Origin of the sequence: Loigolactobacillus coryniformis subsp. coryniformis KCTC 3167 = DSM 20001 (assembly GCF_002706425.1) — a bacterium.
Classification (GTDB): Bacteria; Bacillota; Bacilli; order Lactobacillales; family Lactobacillaceae; genus Loigolactobacillus; species Loigolactobacillus coryniformis.
In genome coordinates this window covers 995,640-1,011,549 of the sequence record NZ_CP017713.1, presented here as the reverse complement: position 1 = coordinate 1,011,549, position 15,910 = coordinate 995,640, and the positions used below count along the sequence as shown (strand labels likewise).

Here is a 15,910-nt window from a genome sequence, read left to right as displayed (position 1 = left end):
ATAATAAAAACAGCTCTAACGGTAAAAATATCGTTAGGGCTGTTTTTGTGTTCTATTTAATGACTAACCGTTGAATCGCTTCGTTAATCGCAGCACGATCTTGCCCAGCTTCTAACATCGTTGCTGCTGTAAACGCGCCTTCGGTAAAGGCAGTATCATAAATATATGTATTTTTATCCCCAAACGCCGCAGCTAATTCAATATTGCGCCGCGCACCACCAAAATCATAAAAAACCAACAACTCAGTTGCTTGATTAGCTTTAAAAGCTTGTTCAATACGATCCATACTAGTACCAACTGCGCCAACACTATTACCACCAGCAGCTGTTGTACTCACCGTTGGTGCAATATTTTGTAATAACTTAGCCAACCCAGTCGCCATTTCGGGTACATGCGCGACAACCACTATACCTAAACTCATTTGTCTAATTCCTTTCCTGAATCGCCATTCAAAAGCGGTAGTATCTGTTGTAATGTTGCTAATGGCAACTGCCCTGGTGCCGATGCGGCAGCGACAGTTGCAAAAGTAACTGCTGAACCAAAGGTACCACCTGCCAACCGCGTGATCTGACCTAACTGCCCCATCGCCATCGTGATCACCGGCTGTGTTTGCTGCTGAGTGGCAGTTAAGGTCGCCTGCAATAAGTTCAGTACATCCTGCGCTGAACTTGGCATGACCGCAATTTTAGTAATCGCTGCCCCCTGCTGCCCCATTTGCGCTAATAATGCCACCATATCGTCAACTGGCGGCGTTTTTTGGAAGAAGTGGGCACTGACTACCGACTGCACCTGAGCGGCACGTGCCTGTGCACACAGAGCCGCAACGCACTCACCACGGCTTAATTCAATATCCACAGCATCGACGTGCCCACTATTGATCAACTGTTGCAATAACATCTGATAATCAGTTGAACTTAAGACTGCATTACCGCCCTCGGCCTGACTACGAAAAGTCACTAATAATGGGACTTCACCCAACTGCTGACGCACTTGTTTCAAAGTTGCAAGCAATGCTGTCTTCGCTGTAAAATCAGCTAAATAATCCAAGCGCCACTCAATCAAATCTGGTTGCGCTGCTAATATTGGCGCCAATTGCGGCAACACATCAGCTAATCTAGTCGCGGTCAACGGCACGCACGTCTTCGGAACCCCATCCCCGAGCGGTAACCGGCGGATATAAGTTACTTTTGGCAACAACAAACCCCTCCTTCTCTACTATACGATCATGATCCCATCTGCTCTATTTTAGCAAAGTTTACGCTAACATTGGTATTTTTATAACAAAAATGCCGCCATAAATTAATATGACGACACTCTAAATTCAGTCTAAACTAATTGTGCGCGGTACTGCTCAGCTTTTTCACGATAAGCTGGTAATTCGTCTTCACTGGCGCGAACAAAATGTCCTGGCACCACTTCAACCAAGTGCCGCTCTTTATCGTCGCCTTCATGAGCTGCAGCGTCGTACGGAATTGGCTTCCGACTGCGCTCATACTGCGGATCTGGCACCGGCACTGCCGAAAGTAAGCTTTCCGTGTATGGATGCAACGGATTAGCGTAAATTTCGTCAGAGGTAGCAATTTCCATCAAACGACCGTAATGAATAACGCCGATTCGATCAGAAATATATTTGACCATCGAAAGATCATGGGCGATGAACAAATAAGTCAGATTATGCTGCTCTTGTAGATCCTGTAACAAGTTAACCACTTGTGCCTGAATCGAAACATCCAATGCTGAGATGGGTTCATCCGCAATGATGAATTTTGGTTGAACGGCCAAAGCCCGGGCAATCCCGATTCGCTGCCGTTGACCACCGGAAAATTCATACGGGTAACGAGTCGAATGATCAGCGTTCAAGCCAACAACTTCCAATAAGTGAGCAACTTGCGCATCACGGTCTTGACTATCCTTAGCTAAATGATGGATATCGATGCCTTCAGCAATAATATCCTTGACCTTCATCCGCGGATTTAATGATGCGTATGGATCTTGAAAGATCATCTGCATTTCGCGCCGAAACTCCAACTGATCTTTAGTCGATTTCAATTGGCGAATATTACGACCGTTGAACATGATCTCACCAGCAGTGGGATTGTATAAATGGATAACACTCCGGCCGACAGTCGTTTTACCGGAACCTGATTCACCGACTAAACCAAACGTCTCGCCTTCATAAATATCAAACGAAACATCGTCAACTGCTTTAACTTCATCCGGCTTACCAATATTAAAATATTGTTTTAGATTTTTGATTTGTAATATCTTCTTACGTTCAGCCAATATTTTATCCCCTTATCTTTAGTCCGTTGCCGGCGTATTTAATTTCACAGCAGGATTATTTGGTTGATCTAGCCCCTTAGCGACCATATCTTGGTAAATCTTCTGCCGCCGAACGATTTCTGGTGGCGGTGTGACTTTCGGTGCATCAGGATGCAATAGCCAAGTGGCTGCCGCATGGGTCGCTGTAATCGGGAAAAATGGGGGTTCCATTTCTGTATCGATCTTTAACGCATATTCATTTCGGGGCGCAAAAGCATCACCCTTAGGTGGATCGAGTAAGTCAGGAGGCGTTCCAGGAATCGCGTACAGCCGATCAGCCTTAGTATCTAACGTTGGCATCGAGTTGATCAAGCCCCAGGTGTATGGATGCTTGGGATCATAAAAGATTTCATCGACGGTACCAACTTCAATAATCTTACCCGCATACATCACTGCTACCCGATCAGCCATTCCGGCAACGACACCCAGATCATGAGTGATAAAAATGATCGATGTATCGATTTTTTGCTGTAATTCCTTCATTAAATTCAGAATCTGAGCTTGGATCGTTACATCCAGGGCAGTCGTTGGTTCATCAGCAATCAGAATTTTCGGATAGTTAACTAAGGCCATCGCGATTACGATCCGCTGGCGTTGCCCACCAGAAAACTGATGTGGATAATCTTTCATCCGTGCCTCAGCATTCTGAATCCCAACCAATTCCAAAACTTCTTTGGTCCGCGCGATTGCTTTTTCCTTCGACATACTTTTATGAATCCGTAGCGGTTCCGAGACTTGCTTACCGATCGACATCGTTGGGTCCAACGATGTCATGGGGTCCTGAATGATCTCGGCAATATTATTCCCATTAACTTCAGCCATTTCGTGCGCTGATGCTTTTAACAAGTCTTGACCAGCAAACATGATCGATCCACTTTTAATTTTTGCGTTACTATCCAGCAAGCCCATGATTGCCTTGGTGGTGACACTTTTACCTGAACCAGTTTCACCAACAATAGCTAGAGTTTCACCTTTACGCAGATTAAAACTGACGCCACGTACTGCTTGAACATCCCCGGCAAAGGTGCCAAAATTGACGGCTAGATCTTTAACTTCTAAAATATTATCCAATTTGGTTACCCCCTTGTCCGTGGATCGAATGCGTCACGTAAACCATCAGCTAATAAGTTGAAGGCGATCATAATGATCGACAGTACTGCCGCTGGATACCACATTTGATAAGGTAAGAAGCGGAAGGTCTTGTAACCATCATTTAACAACGTCCCTAACGAAGCGTTTGGTGCACTGATCCCGATACCGATAAAACTTAGAAAGGCTTCAAAGAAGATTGCCGTTGGGATCGTGAACATCAATTGAATGATGATCGTACTCGATAAGTTAGGCAATAAATGTTTCAAGGCAATTTTCTTAGTCGACTCGCCTAAAGTACGCGCCGCCAAAATAAATTCCTGATCCTTCATTTTCAAGGTCTGCGCTCGAACTAAGCGCGCCATGGTGATCCAACCAGTGATGGCGATCGCCATACTGATCGAGAAAATACCTGGCTTGAAGACGACGATCATCAAGATAACAACAACTAAGTTAGGCACGGAGGAAATAACTTCCAGCACCCGCTGCATGATATTATCAACGCGGCCACCGTACCAGCCAGAAAACATACCGTAAGCGACCCCGATCACCAAATCAAAGAATGTGGCAACAAAAGCAACCAATAACGAGATCCGCGTCCCAAATAAAATCCGGGATAATAGATCACGGCCTAAATAATCAGTACCTAACACATAATAAGTGCCTTTAGGAACACCAGCTTGTTTGTAGGAATCAACAAGTGTCCCGGCAACCTTCGCCTTACCATCAAAACCCCAGAAACCATTACCGATCTTAGGCGGTAAATTGGCATAGGACGCATTTTGCGCGTTTGGGTTACGCGGTGAGAACCAAATCGAACCGATGGCTAAAACAATTATAATAATTAGGACCCACAAAGAGATCACAGCAGCCTTATTTTTCTTTAGCCGGCGCCAAGCATCCTGTAAGAAGGTTAATGACGGTGCCGCAATTCGTTCATTATTTAGCTGTTCGTCCGCTTTTAGTGGCTCAAAGGCATCTTTAGGTAAATTCATTTTTTCATCTGCCATTATGCACTAACCTCGCTTCCACTAAGTCTGATCCGCGGATCGATAATTCCGTAGAGAATATCCACAATTAAAATTACTACGACTAACATAAAGGAATAAACCATCGTTACACCCATGATCGTCGGATAATCGTTAGTCGTGATCGACTTAACGAATTGTTCCCCAATCCCTGGGATCGAGAAAATATTTTCGACAACCATTGAGCCAGTCATCAAGTTGACTGCCAACGGGCCAGCTAGCGTGATGACTGGAATCAAGCTATTACGCAACGCATGATGCCAAACCACCCCTGACTGCGTTAAACCTTTGGCACGAGCCAACATAATATAATCGCTGCTCAAAACATCGATCATTTCGGTCCGCATAAACCGCGCTGTTTCAGCCAATGGCATCATCGCCAAGGCAATTGTCGGTAAAATACTCGAGCTAAAATTACTCCACAATGCGATCGGGAATAATTTCAACTTAAAGCCGAGAATATACTGCAGCAAGACGGCAAAGACGAAGTTAGGAATCGACATCCCTAAAATCGCTAATAACGTCGCCAAAGTATCGGCCCACGTATTTCGACGAATTGCGGCCACTGCTCCTAGTAAAATCCCTAGAACAGAACCGACGATCATTGCTTGAAGGCCTAATTGTAATGATGGCCCGATCCGAGTGGCAATCAAATACGAAACTGGCTGGCTTGAAAATTGGAAAGAAATTCCTAGATCACCATGGACCATCCCAAAAATATAGATCAAATATTGCTGCCACACTGGCTTATTCAAGCCATACTGTTCATTCATCATATGAATCTGTGACGCACTCATTTTATCCTGATTTTGGTACGGTGTGCCGGGCAGGAGTTTCATTAAGAAGAAGGTGATGGTGGCGATCAAGAATAACGTCAAGATCATATACAGCACCCGCTTCACAATATACTTACGCATGGGCAATGCTCCTATTCAATATAAGTTAGTTTCTGAACCGAAAACGTACTTCTGATAAACCTAATTTATTACACCAAAACATCGAATTAGGCAATCAGCTCAATTAATGACTTTAGCACAAAAAACAAGTAAGGCTGGCCGCGATTAGCTGATCTCCCCCTAACCTTAACCTAACCCTACTTGTTTCGATAAACAACTTATTTAGCGATATAAGCCGTCTTGTAATCATAGCTTGCGCCAGTTTGATGATAAACGATACCCTTAACTTTAGAATTAACTAAATGGAATTCGTTCTTCTGATAAATTGGTGCGACCCCTTCATCACTCATCAAAGTATTTTCGGCATCAAGCAAGTTCTGCCAACGTGCATCTGGATTAGCAGCGTTTTCGTTCTTGGAAGCAGAAACGTCCTTATCGTAGCTAGCATTGCTCCATTTACCGTTATTGTAAGAGTTGGTGCTGGTCAATAAGTCCATGAACGTGATTGGATCCCCAAAGTCCCCGTTCCAAGCTGTCATGACCATATCGAACTTGCCGCTTTCAGAACGTGATAACCGTGTCTTAAATGGTAAGTTTTGGTTAGTAACTTTCAAACCAGGCAATTTTTCCATCCCATTTTGTAAGTATTCCAAAATCTTCTTAGAAGCATCAGTATCGTCACCCATTAACTCAACGTTAAGTTTCTTGATGCCGACTTCTTTCTTACCTTCAGCCCATAACTTCTTGGCTTTCTTCATGTTATAATCAACTGCGGCTTTTTCTGTAGCACCTTGGGCTTCAGAAGCAAAATCTTTGCCATTCTTTGGATCATTAGCTAAACCATCTGGCACATAGCCCTTAGCCGCTGTAGAACCATCAGCTAAGACGTTTTTAGCTAACTTCTGCCGATCAACGGTCAAAGAGATTGCTTGACGAATCTTCTTATTCTGGAAGGCTTTAACTTTCTTCTGGTTATATTCCAAATAGAATGTCGAAGCCATCTTGCGGATCACTTTATCCTTGTTATTAGCTGATTGCTTAGCCATTTCACTAGATAATGTGACATCATCTAAGTCCTTGCTTTGGTATAAGTTCAACGCGGTTGAAGGATCTTTGACTGCCTGATACTCGATCTTATTCAACTTGACCTTACTCTTATCCCAATAGTCCTTGTTCTTAACTAAGGTCCACTTCAAGCTGGTCCCGTTCCATTTAGTTAACTTAAATGGTCCGTTATAAACTTGTTTAGCTGAAGTTGTCCCGTATTTTGAACCATACTTTTCAACCACTTTTTGATTTTGTGGGTAGAAAGTTGGATTAGCCATCAATAAATCAAAGTAAGGAACTGGCTTTTCCATGGTAACTTGCAAGGTATAGTCATCGACTGCCTTAACACCTAATTCACTAGGTTGTTTCTTACCATCAGCGATTGCCGTTGCATTTTTGATCCCCTCGAACAAGAATGCATACTGTGAAGCCGTCTTAGGATTAACCGTCCGTTGCCAAGAATAAACGAAATCTTTAGCCGTTACTGGATCCCCGTTGCTCCACTTAGAATGACGTAAATGGAAAGTATATTCCAAGCCATTGTTTGTTGACTTAACGACTGATGTTGCCAAAGCTGGTACCGCTTTGTTTTTACTGGTTAAACGATACAACCCCTCGTTGGTATTGTTTAATACGGTAGCGGCATAAATATCAGTCATCTTAGAATTATCCATTGTTGTTAATTCAGATGGCACCATCATTTTGAACGTTTGGTTTTTTGCCAATGTTGCTGCTTTAGCTGTTCCAGCATTACCAGCTAATGGTACGACCATTAAACCTGCTGCAGCAACTAAGCCGATACGTTTTGCTTGCTTCCACATCATAAAATCCCCACCTTGATCATTTATTATGGCTTTCACTGAAAAGTATCACTACTTTTTAACTTGTTGTCATTCTATATTAAAAATAAATTAAAGTAAACGTTAAAATCTCATTTTAAGCTAAATATCGTTTTTTTATTAAAATTCAATTAAATAATAATGTGCTTTCACTAATTAATCACCATATATTATGAACTTTCTGCGTAATTTACATGAAAAGCACCACTCATAACTTCACAATATCTACTTAACTTTCGAAGCAAATGAGTATTATCTCATCATTTTTCTTATTTTTTGATCGCTTTTTGCTTAGAAAAATAATCTGGATACCATTTGGCCTCATGATAGTGCAGAACAGCACCCTGTAACCGCAGCACATCCTGACATTGCCATTGTTGTAAAATCTTCCGACACCACTGTAATTGCCATGAATGCTCATTGACCAAAGGTAGTTGATAAAATGCGGTCGCATATGTCCAGCAGAATTGTTCCAACTGTGCAGCAGTCACACAACCTTGTTTTTCGCAAAATAATAGCAAACGTACTGCTAGTAAAATACTAGCCTGCTGATTTATCGGTAATGTGCTAGCTTGATGACAACAAAGCGGTGCGCCGGCCAAATGGTGTCCCGCTAAATAACAAGACTTTTGCAGCGATAACAATTCTGGAGCTGACTGAACTAAACATCGATATAACTGCTGTGCTTCTGCTAACAATTTAGTTGGCGTTAACTGCTGGTGCTGTGTTTTATAAAGTGATTTTATCTGCTCGACTGAACAGCGCTGATAACCAACTTGCTGTGGGTAACCATAATGCACAATATGATGTAATAACCATAGTTTGTGCTGACTCACATCAAGCTGCCATTGATACCACCCCCACTGCCGCGAATATTGTAGAAAAGCGTGGTTGCTGGCCGTCCAATGTTGTCTCTGGTAACGTTGTCCCAAGATCCACACCACTTCATAACCAATGCGCCGATAACCACTCGTTCGTTCCCGTAACCGCTCAATAGATAAGGGACTACATTGAAATTCGATTGCAATATGACGGACACCAGTACTAACCAGTAAATCTGGTCGCTGCTTGATCGATGGCAAATAAACCTCATACTCAAAATTGACCTGCCAGTGACGACAAAATTCACCAAGCAAGGCTTTACCAGCTAAATGTTCAGCCGTTTCGCCTTCTGTTGTTACTGTGCACTTTGAATGCGCCAAGTGGGCAAAGTGTGGCTGAATGGTGGTCCCAATTTTTAAAGTGACCTGTTCATGACAAACGGGACAGTAAAAAACTTGCTGGCGCCATTTTTTTAATTGCGTTCGCGAATAATCCAAACTATTTATATATATCTGCTGCCGTGTTTGTGCAATCAACATTTCACTCACCTCATAACTATTGATTTAACTCACAGGTTCCATCTTTAAACTACGTAAAAATAAGCTGTTTCCTTTTATTTAAGCTTGAAAATGTTATACTTAAGGTAAATTAATGCAAAGATTGCTCAACCACGATCTGTGGATACGACCCGTACTTGTGCCAGACAAGTAGGGGCTTTTTTTATAGTTTGCCAGTTAGGAGGCAGCCTTATGATTCGTTTCTTTGCTCAGCCCAAATATTCTCTCGATCACGAAAAACTTGGTTATGAATTTTTTATTCGTCAATACTGCAATGGTAATTGGATCTTCCCCAAAAACTTCGCCCAATTCACCGCCCTTCAACTTGAAAAACTAGCAATTGCAACGATAACAGCATTACCTAAAGGAACCAATATGGTTTCAATTAATTTAGATCAAGATCAATTTGTTGATGATACATTTATTGCCAGTATGCAACAAGTTCAGAAACAATGCGAACCAGTTGAGGTGGTCATCGAGTTAACAGAACATCACCACAATATATCTATCGCTAAACTAGCCGTAGCCGCACAACAATACCAAAACGCCCATTTGTGGGTCTGCCTAGATGACGTAGGAACTGGTGATAATATAGCAACCTTAGCTGAACAATTAGATCCTTATATCACTGAATATAAGTTTGCACTACAGAACTTCCGCCAACACACTGATTTCAGTACGATCATCAGCCCCTTATTGCAGTTCTGGCACAAGTTTGCCGAGATCCATCATAAATTTTTTGCTATTGAAGGATTTGAAAACGCTACCGAAATTGCGATTGGTCAACATTATCATGCCAATTTATTGCAAGGTTATTATTTGGGTTATCCTGAACTCGTTCAAATCGATGCCACCGCCCTTAATAATAGTGGCACGCATAAAATTATCGATTTTCATTCGCATGAAGATCGTCGGCGTAACTTACAATAGAAACTTAAAATATAACAATCCTAGGTATACCAAATTACTAAAATAAGTATTAAAATGATTACAGCACTTTACAGCTTTTCACTGACCCCCGACCAACAAGAAGCCAACCACTGAATCACCACTTTGGCCGGTGTTGTTTTTAACCGCCTTTGCACTTGCCGCGCTAAACTAGCCAAAAACAGCGCCGCTTGAATTTGCCGACTTAACCAGAGTTTGCGTTCACGCAAACTTTTGGTTACCAAAAAAGCTAAACTAGGTTGGGTCAATGGCAATACGATCATCAAGGTATACGCCGTATTCAATAAATGATGATCGGCTTCAATCTTGGCTACTGAACGCACGGCGTAATCACCGAAGTGCCAGAATGTTTTCATTTCATAAAAATAGGTCTCGATCGCCCAACGTTTTTGATAGTAGGCCAACGCTCGTAGCGCTGGCGCAGGGGCGCTGGTCTCCGGCGTCCGATAGGTGAGCTGGGTCGGATCAACGGCTAGGGTTTCGGTTGTGATCGCCGCTAATTCTTCGGGCGCGCTCGTCGCCATGAACAGACGACAAGTCGTCTTGCGTTGTACGCGGATCATGTAAACTGGCTGGGGCATCAAGCGTGTCAGACACCGCACTATACCGATCTGATCTCCGGCCGAACAAAGATTTAATGCAATATTTCCCAAATGGATCTGGTCACCATATTTCCGCGGCCGACCGCGCTTACCGGTGCGTTTGGGTAAGCCAAACATGGCGGTATCTTTACGCACATTGGCGATCATAGCTAGATTAGGTTGCGTCATGACCAGTTGGTTGATCTCAGCTTTGGGATACCAACTGTCACACAGTAGGAACACTTGTTGGTCGCTGGCGATCGATTTCAAAGTCGTCTTGATCATTTGCGCCGCTTGCTGGTATTTGGTCGCCTGTTCCGCCTGATAAAGGTGCGTGGCTAACGGCAAGAACGTATAAACTGGCTGGTCATCTTGGTCCCGCTGTGTTGGGATCATCAGACCTAAAGTAACGAAATCATGGGCATTGACGAGCCGCTTACCCGTATGTGCGGCGTGATCGAATAGATATTTGACGCCGGTAAATTTGTGGCCGAACTTGGGTTGGACCGTGTCATCCAGAACCAATAATAAGGGCAAGTCCTGACAAGTAGTGGGAATCAAGGTCAGTAAATACGTCAAGTTGCGCACTTCTAACTGTGGCAAGTGGTCACCGATCACTGCCAAAGCCCGATAAAACGTGTTCAAAGAATGCTTCGTCACCCGGCCCAGAAATTGTTCAAATAAGTGGCGGATCGAGTGGCGGTCACCGATCACTAACAACGCTAGACACAACCAAAAACAGTTAAGGCCCATTGGCTTAGACAAGCCAGCCGCTTTTAAATCAAAAAAATAGGCGTGGAGGGTGGTTAAAAGTGATGATTTTTGATAAAATGAGTTCAACACGAATCCTTCTTTCTGAGTGGTTTTTAGACGAACTCATTTTAGCAAAGAATAGGCATTCGTGCCTTTTTATATCCAAATTTTTTTAAAAAGCTGTAAAGTGCTGATGATTACTAAAGATATCAGTATTTATTTAAGCTAATATTAGTAGTGAATACACATGAATAAATAACTGACCCACACTCATCAGCTTCGAGTACGGGCCTTTTTACTTTAGTAGTATTAGGAGGCTAGTTTATGATCCGCTTCTTCGGTCAACCTAAATATTCGACCGCTAATGACACTTTGGGATATGAATTCTTTATTCGTCAATATCATCAAGGTAATTGGGTCTTTCCGCAAAACTTTAATCAATTCTCAGCCCAACAGATTCGAGATTTGGCGATTGCTTCAATCAAAGCTTTACCTAAAAACGTTGCCTTAGTATCAATCAACCTTGATCAAATTCAGTTTATTCGTCCTGATTTTATCGCTGGCATGACCCAAGTTCAGAAAGCCTGCTATCCCGTAGAAGTCGTCATTGAGTTGACCGAACGCCCACAAAAGGTGCCCCTCTCTGACCTTATCGACGCCGCACGACAATATCAAGCAAACCAACTATGGGTTTGTTTGGATGATGTCGGCACCGGTGATAATACGATCAGACTAGCTAATGCACTAGATCCATATGTGACTGAATATAAATTTGCATTACAAAATTTCCGCCAATATACGGATTTTAGTTCTATCATTAGTCCGTTGTTACAATTCTGGCGCCAATATGCCCAGATTCATCATAAATTTTTTGCAATCGAAGGCTTTGAAACTAAAGCTGAGTTAAGTATTGGTTCCCATTATCATGCTGATGTCATGCAAGGTTACTATCTTGGTCGACCACAATTGATTTCAATCGGCTGCACTCAAACTCAAAAAAAGACGGACAAAGTGAATAAATTCCACTAAGTCCGTCGTTTTTGGTTGTAAAAAAGGAGCTAAACGCTGATCTAACAGCATTTAGCTCCTTTAAAATAGATGAATGACTATTTAACAGTAACTTCTGCGCCAGCTTCTTCAAGCTTAGCTTTAAGTTCGTTAGCTTCGTCTTCAGAAACGCCTTCTTTGATGACAGTAGGTGCACCGTCGACCATGTCTTTAGCGTCTTTCAAGCCAGCACCTGTGATTTCACGTACGGCTTTGATGACTTTGATTTTAGCTGAGCCAGCGCCAGTTAATTCAACGTCAAATTCAGTCTTAGCAGCTGCAGCGTCGCCGCCAGCAGCACCAGCAGCAGCTACAGGAGCAGCAGCGCTTACGCCAAATTCGTCTTCGATTCCTTTAACTAAGTCGCTTAATTCAAGAATTGTTGCTTCTTTTAATTGTGCGATGATTGCATCTTTATCTAATGCCATTTTAAGTTCCTCCTAGAATAGGTAATTATTATTATGCTTCAGCTTCTTCAGCTGGTTTTGCATCAGCAACAGCCTTAACTGCATACGCAACGTTGCGTACTGGTGCTTGTAATACAGAAAGTAACATTGAAAGTAAACCGTCGCGGTCTGGTAACTTCGATAAATCATTAATTTGATCCAAAGTAGCAACTTTACCTTCGATCAGGCCACCTTTAATTTCAAGTGCGTCTGCTGTTTCGGCAAATTTAGCCAAGATACGTGCAGGTGCAACAACGTCTTCGTTTGAAAAAGCAACGGCTGTAGGGCCAACGAATGTATCGTCTAAACCTTCAAACCCAGCTTTATCAGCGGCACGACGTAAAATCGTGTTTTTGATGACGTGTAATTCAACACCAGCTTCACGTAATTGCTTACGTAAATCTGTATCTTGCGCAACTGTTAAGCCACGAGAGTCAACAATGACAGCTGATGCTGCATTTTTGAACTGTTCAGTGACGCTTTCAACAACTTTCGCTTTTTGTGCAATAACTGCTTCACTCACGAGAATCTCACCTCCTGTTAGAATCAGAGTGCGAACACCCTGTTGGTGGATTTCTCCTAATAAAAAAACGCTGTGTCCAAAGACACAACGCCGCAGAGAGTCTGTTTAAACCGTACAAACTTTCTCCTCGGCGGGCCGTTTAGTGAAACTAAACGTTTAAGGCAAAGCCACCTGAGTCTTAGGTAGAAATATAACCGAGAACTAATATATCATGAATAACGGCACCCGTCAAGCAGCTTCGTAACTAAAATTGCTTTTTTCAAGAAAAGCTGAATTTAACAACCGAACTAGCATACATCTGGTTGCAAAAGTAACTTGCTGTCTTGCTAGGCTAATATTCAAAAACCTAATGTCTTTTCAACGCAAATTACAAAAAAAACACAGTCAGTATAACTGACTGTGTCCTCAATTGCTTAGAAAGAAGCAAGATCAACTTTAACACCAGGGCCAAAGGTTGAAGTAACCGTTAAGCTCTTGATGTAAGTTCCTTTAGTTGAAGCTGGACGAGCTTTAGTAATGGTATCTTGCATCGTCTGGAAGTTTTCAACTAATTTAGCGTCATCAAATGATACTTTACCGATTGGGGCATGGACAATACCAGCCTTATCAACACGGTAAGCAACTTGACCAGCTTTGATATCGTTAACAGCCTTAGTAACATCCATCGTTACTGTACCTGTCTTAGGGTTAGGCATTAAGCCTTTAGGACCTAAGACACGGCCTAAACGACCTACTTGGGCCATCATTGGTGGTGTTGCAACGGCAACATCAAAGTCCAACCAGCCATCTTGGATTTTTTGCACTAAGTCTTCAGCACCGACGATGTCAGCACCGGCTGCTTTTGCGGCTTCGGCTTGTGGGCCTTGGGCAAAAACGATCACTTTTTGTGTTTTACCAGTACCGTTTGGCAAAACAACTGCCCCACGGATCTGTTGGTCTGCTTGTTTAGGATCGACATTTAAATTGTAGGCAACTTCAACCGTTGCATCGAATTTTGCGAAGTCGACTTTTTTAACTAAAGCAACTGCATCGTTAACACTGTATTTCTTGTCAGCGTCAACCTGCTTTAAAGCTGCTGCGTATTTTTTACTCTTTTTAGCCATTTGTGTTTTTCCTCCTTGCAAATGTGGTCACAGGAAGCAATTCCTCCCACTTGATTAGACAATTTTCATTGAAAATCCGTGCGCGCTTTAGCCTTCGACAGTGAAGCCCATTGAACGTGCAGTACCTTCAACCATGCGCATTGCAGCTTCAACGTCTGCAGCGTTTAGGTCTTGCATTTTAGTTTCAGCGATTTGACGTACTTGGTCGCTGGTTACAGTAGCAACTTTTTTCGTGTTAGGTTCGCCGGAACCATGTTCAACACCAGCAGCTTTTTTGAGTAAAACTGCAGCAGGTGGGGTCTTAGTTACGAAATCGAATGAACGATCTTCATAAACACTGATCACAACTGGAATCAACATGCCTGCTTGATCAGCAGTACGTGCGTTGAATTCCTTAGTGAAGCCCATGATATTGATACCTGCTTGCCCTAATGCTGGGCCAACTGGTGGAGCTGGAGTTGCTTTACCGGCAGGAATTTGTAACTTAACGACATTTACGACATTTTTTGCCACGAGACAAAACCTCCTTAAGTCCGTGCTGTGGTAATTTGGCCAAGCTGATTTTGGCCTCCCACTTAACGCGACACCAATGTGCCACGATGCGAAAATTCGCACCCAAGTAGTATAGCACGCTCCCTTAATAGAAGCAAGCCGTGCTTAACAAAAAGAACTGCCTCATTAAAAAGGCAGTTCTCGGAACGTGTCAGCTAGAAAAGATATCGGCACGCCATAATCGTTGATAACTAGCATGCGTAATCCGCCCAGTTGAATCACGACTCACTCGGGTGTGCCGCGGCGACCAAAAATATTCAGTCAGCCACGATTTGGTGTGCATAGTAATTGCCAACCAACAACTTATTTGTTGCCGCTGGTTGGGCGTAAACTTCAAGGGTAGCGCACAAACTAATTTTATAGTGGCTTGCTGCTGTAGCAATTGAGCAATCAGTTGTTGCAATCGCTGAACTTTTTTAGCCTGTGACCACCATCGTGGCACGACCACTAAAACCAGTGGATTATCTAAATTCGCCGTTGTAATAATTTCAGTTGACCGACCAAGATAAACCGTTCGCTGCCAACCAGCTAGCCCCTGTTTGGCTAAACGATGCACTTGCCGTGCCGCCATAAAATACGCTGAACCTGATAGTGTAACGACCACCGTTAATTCATTAGTAAAACTAACTGATTGAGTGTAATGCCGCGATATTTTAAGCTGCTGCGCCACACCACTCACCCCAAAGCTTAAATCTTATCGACTTGGTCGTAATCTAATTCGGTACTGGTTTCGCGACCAAACATATCAATGTTAACTTTCAACTTCAGTTTTTCAGCATCAACTTCGGTGATTTTACCAGAAAGACCAGAAAAGGCACCATCAACGATTGTTACTGTATCATCAACGTTAAAGTCAACATCGGTATGTCGAGCACTCATCCCTAATTGACGTAAGATCCGTTCAACTTCTTCGGGTAAAAGTGGTGCTGGCTTACTCCCAGCACCGTGGCTACCAACGAAGCCAGTAACACCGGGGGTATTCCGTACAATGAACCAAGCCTGATCAGACATGATCATTTCAACTAAAACATAGCCAGGGAATTCTTTTTGCATGGTAACTTTTTCTTTACCATCCTTGATCTCCCGTGATTCCTGTTCTGGAACGACGACACGGAAAATATTATTTTCCATACCCATAGATTGGGCCCGTGATTCCAGATTGCCTCTAACCTTATTTTCATAACCTGAATAGGTGTGTAAAACATACCATTGTTTTTCTGCTGATTCAGTTTCCATTTTATTGCTCCTCCATCTATCTTGATAGTGTTCTGATAACGCAAAAATACTGCGCCTAAAATTAACGACAAATAAAAAAACCTCGCCACGCGAAGTTTTCGTCTCTGGTTAAAAGTATACC

17 protein-coding genes and 1 other annotated feature are annotated in these 15,910 nt (G+C 42.8%); of the genes, 2 read left to right on the top strand and 15 right to left on the bottom strand.

The genetic code is table 11. From position 1 onward, the window contains the following. Positions 1 to 52: 52 nt before the first annotated feature. From LC20001_RS05010 to LC20001_RS04975, 8 genes are all read right to left on the bottom strand, one after another. Positions 53 to 421 (bottom strand): PTS sugar transporter subunit IIA domain-containing protein, encoded by a 369-nt coding sequence (locus LC20001_RS05010; RefSeq protein ID WP_010009410.1) that lies wholly within the window; start codon positions 419 to 421, stop codon positions 53 to 55. Beyond that, the gene (aroD, locus tag LC20001_RS05005) at positions 418 to 1,197 is read right to left on the bottom strand and encodes a type I 3-dehydroquinate dehydratase (RefSeq protein WP_244901113.1); all 780 of its coding nucleotides are present in this window, start codon (positions 1,195 to 1,197) and stop codon (positions 418 to 420) included. The genes LC20001_RS05010 and aroD overlap by 4 nt, the downstream gene beginning before the upstream one ends. 129 nt (positions 1,198 to 1,326) lie before the next feature. Continuing rightward, a complete protein-coding gene (locus LC20001_RS05000) occupies positions 1,327 to 2,283 on the bottom strand; it encodes an ABC transporter ATP-binding protein (protein ID WP_003677859.1) in 957 nt (318 codons plus the stop codon). Positions 2,284 to 2,301: 18 nt separating this feature from the next. Beyond that, positions 2,302 to 3,393, bottom strand: coding sequence for an ABC transporter ATP-binding protein (locus LC20001_RS04995; RefSeq protein ID WP_010009405.1), 1,092 nt, complete (start codon positions 3,391 to 3,393; stop codon positions 2,302 to 2,304). 5 nt (positions 3,394 to 3,398) lie between these two features. Continuing rightward, positions 3,399 to 4,421, bottom strand: a complete 1,023-nt coding sequence (gene opp3C, locus LC20001_RS04990; protein WP_003677855.1) for an oligopeptide ABC transporter permease — start codon at positions 4,419 to 4,421, stop codon at positions 3,399 to 3,401. Next, positions 4,421 to 5,356 carry an oligopeptide ABC transporter permease gene (gene opp3b / locus LC20001_RS04985; protein WP_003677853.1) on the bottom strand — a complete coding sequence of 312 codons (936 nt, stop codon included), beginning with the start codon at positions 5,354 to 5,356 and terminating at the stop codon, positions 4,421 to 4,423. Before opp3b ends, opp3C begins: the two co-directional genes overlap by 1 nt. A 197-nt stretch (positions 5,357 to 5,553) precedes the next feature. Next, positions 5,554 to 7,203 (bottom strand): peptide ABC transporter substrate-binding protein, encoded by a 1,650-nt coding sequence (locus LC20001_RS04980; RefSeq protein WP_010009404.1) that lies wholly within the window; start codon positions 7,201 to 7,203, stop codon positions 5,554 to 5,556. 287 nt (positions 7,204 to 7,490) lie between these two features. Further along, positions 7,491 to 8,582 (bottom strand): competence protein CoiA, encoded by a 1,092-nt coding sequence (locus tag LC20001_RS04975; protein WP_010009403.1) that lies wholly within the window; start codon positions 8,580 to 8,582, stop codon positions 7,491 to 7,493. Positions 8,583 to 8,792: 210 nt separating this feature from the next. Here LC20001_RS04975 and LC20001_RS04970 point away from each other — a divergent pair, with 210 nt between their 5' ends. After that, the gene (locus LC20001_RS04970; protein WP_010009402.1) at positions 8,793 to 9,530 is read left to right on the top strand and encodes an EAL domain-containing protein; all 738 of its coding nucleotides are present in this window, start codon (positions 8,793 to 8,795) and stop codon (positions 9,528 to 9,530) included. 68 nt (positions 9,531 to 9,598) lie between these two features. Here the strand turns inward: LC20001_RS04970 and LC20001_RS04965 are convergent, their stop codons facing one another. After that, on the bottom strand, positions 9,599 to 10,972 hold the full coding sequence (locus LC20001_RS04965) for an IS701 family transposase (RefSeq protein ID WP_145955954.1): 1,374 nt from the start codon (positions 10,970 to 10,972) through the stop codon (positions 9,599 to 9,601). A 234-nt stretch (positions 10,973 to 11,206) separates the two neighbouring features. Between LC20001_RS04965 and LC20001_RS04960 the strand changes: the two genes are divergently transcribed. Further along, positions 11,207 to 11,911, top strand: coding sequence for an EAL domain-containing protein (locus LC20001_RS04960; RefSeq protein ID WP_010011867.1), 705 nt, complete (start codon positions 11,207 to 11,209; stop codon positions 11,909 to 11,911). Positions 11,912 to 11,988: 77 nt separating this feature from the next. On the opposite strand, the gene rplL is transcribed toward LC20001_RS04960, so the two are convergent. From rplL to nusG, 6 genes are all read right to left on the bottom strand, one after another. Further along, positions 11,989 to 12,357 carry a 50S ribosomal protein L7/L12 gene (gene rplL / locus LC20001_RS04955; protein ID WP_003678659.1) on the bottom strand — a complete coding sequence of 123 codons (369 nt, stop codon included), beginning with the start codon at positions 12,355 to 12,357 and terminating at the stop codon, positions 11,989 to 11,991. A gap of 31 nt (positions 12,358 to 12,388) precedes the next feature. Further along, positions 12,389 to 12,898 (bottom strand): 50S ribosomal protein L10, encoded by a 510-nt coding sequence (gene rplJ, locus LC20001_RS04950; protein WP_003678660.1) that lies wholly within the window; start codon positions 12,896 to 12,898, stop codon positions 12,389 to 12,391. Between the two features lie 52 nt (positions 12,899 to 12,950). After that, positions 12,951 to 13,099 (bottom strand) — a sequence feature (ribosomal protein L10 leader region). Positions 13,100 to 13,311: 212 nt separating this feature from the next. Further along, on the bottom strand, positions 13,312 to 14,001 hold the full coding sequence (gene rplA, locus LC20001_RS04945) for a 50S ribosomal protein L1 (RefSeq protein WP_003678661.1): 690 nt from the start codon (positions 13,999 to 14,001) through the stop codon (positions 13,312 to 13,314). Between the two features lie 87 nt (positions 14,002 to 14,088). Continuing rightward, positions 14,089 to 14,514 (bottom strand): 50S ribosomal protein L11, encoded by a 426-nt coding sequence (gene rplK / locus LC20001_RS04940; RefSeq protein ID WP_003678662.1) that lies wholly within the window; start codon positions 14,512 to 14,514, stop codon positions 14,089 to 14,091. Positions 14,515 to 14,704: 190 nt separating this feature from the next. After that, complete coding sequence (locus tag LC20001_RS04935) at positions 14,705 to 15,223, bottom strand: hypothetical protein (protein ID WP_010011869.1); 519 nt, start codon at positions 15,221 to 15,223, stop codon at positions 14,705 to 14,707. Between the two features lie 17 nt (positions 15,224 to 15,240). Next, positions 15,241 to 15,789: a transcription termination/antitermination protein NusG gene (nusG, locus tag LC20001_RS04930; RefSeq protein WP_003678663.1), complete on the bottom strand. Its 549-nt coding sequence runs from the start codon at positions 15,787 to 15,789 to the stop codon at positions 15,241 to 15,243. Between the last annotated feature and the right edge of the window lie 121 nt (positions 15,790 to 15,910).

Coding starts and splice junctions, on each gene's coding strand:
- LC20001_RS05010 (WP_010009410.1), bottom strand. CDS start 421: ATGAGTTTAGGTATAGTGGTTGTCGCGCATGTACCCGAAATGGCGACT.
- opp3C (WP_003677855.1), bottom strand. CDS start 4,421: ATGGCAGATGAAAAAATGAATTTACCTAAAGATGCCTTTGAGCCACTA.
- opp3b (WP_003677853.1), bottom strand. CDS start 5,356: ATGCGTAAGTATATTGTGAAGCGGGTGCTGTATATGATCTTGACGTTA.
- LC20001_RS04980 (WP_010009404.1), bottom strand. CDS start 7,203: ATGTGGAAGCAAGCAAAACGTATCGGCTTAGTTGCTGCAGCAGGTTTA.
- LC20001_RS04975 (WP_010009403.1), bottom strand. CDS start 8,582: ATGTTGATTGCACAAACACGGCAGCAGATATATATAAATAGTTTGGAT.
- LC20001_RS04970 (WP_010009402.1), top strand. CDS start 8,793: ATGATTCGTTTCTTTGCTCAGCCCAAATATTCTCTCGATCACGAAAAA.
- LC20001_RS04960 (WP_010011867.1), top strand. CDS start 11,207: ATGATCCGCTTCTTCGGTCAACCTAAATATTCGACCGCTAATGACACT.
- rplL (WP_003678659.1), bottom strand. CDS start 12,357: ATGGCATTAGATAAAGATGCAATCATCGCACAATTAAAAGAAGCAACA.
- rplA (WP_003678661.1), bottom strand. CDS start 14,001: ATGGCTAAAAAGAGTAAAAAATACGCAGCAGCTTTAAAGCAGGTTGAC.
- nusG (WP_003678663.1), bottom strand. CDS start 15,789: ATGGAAACTGAATCAGCAGAAAAACAATGGTATGTTTTACACACCTAT.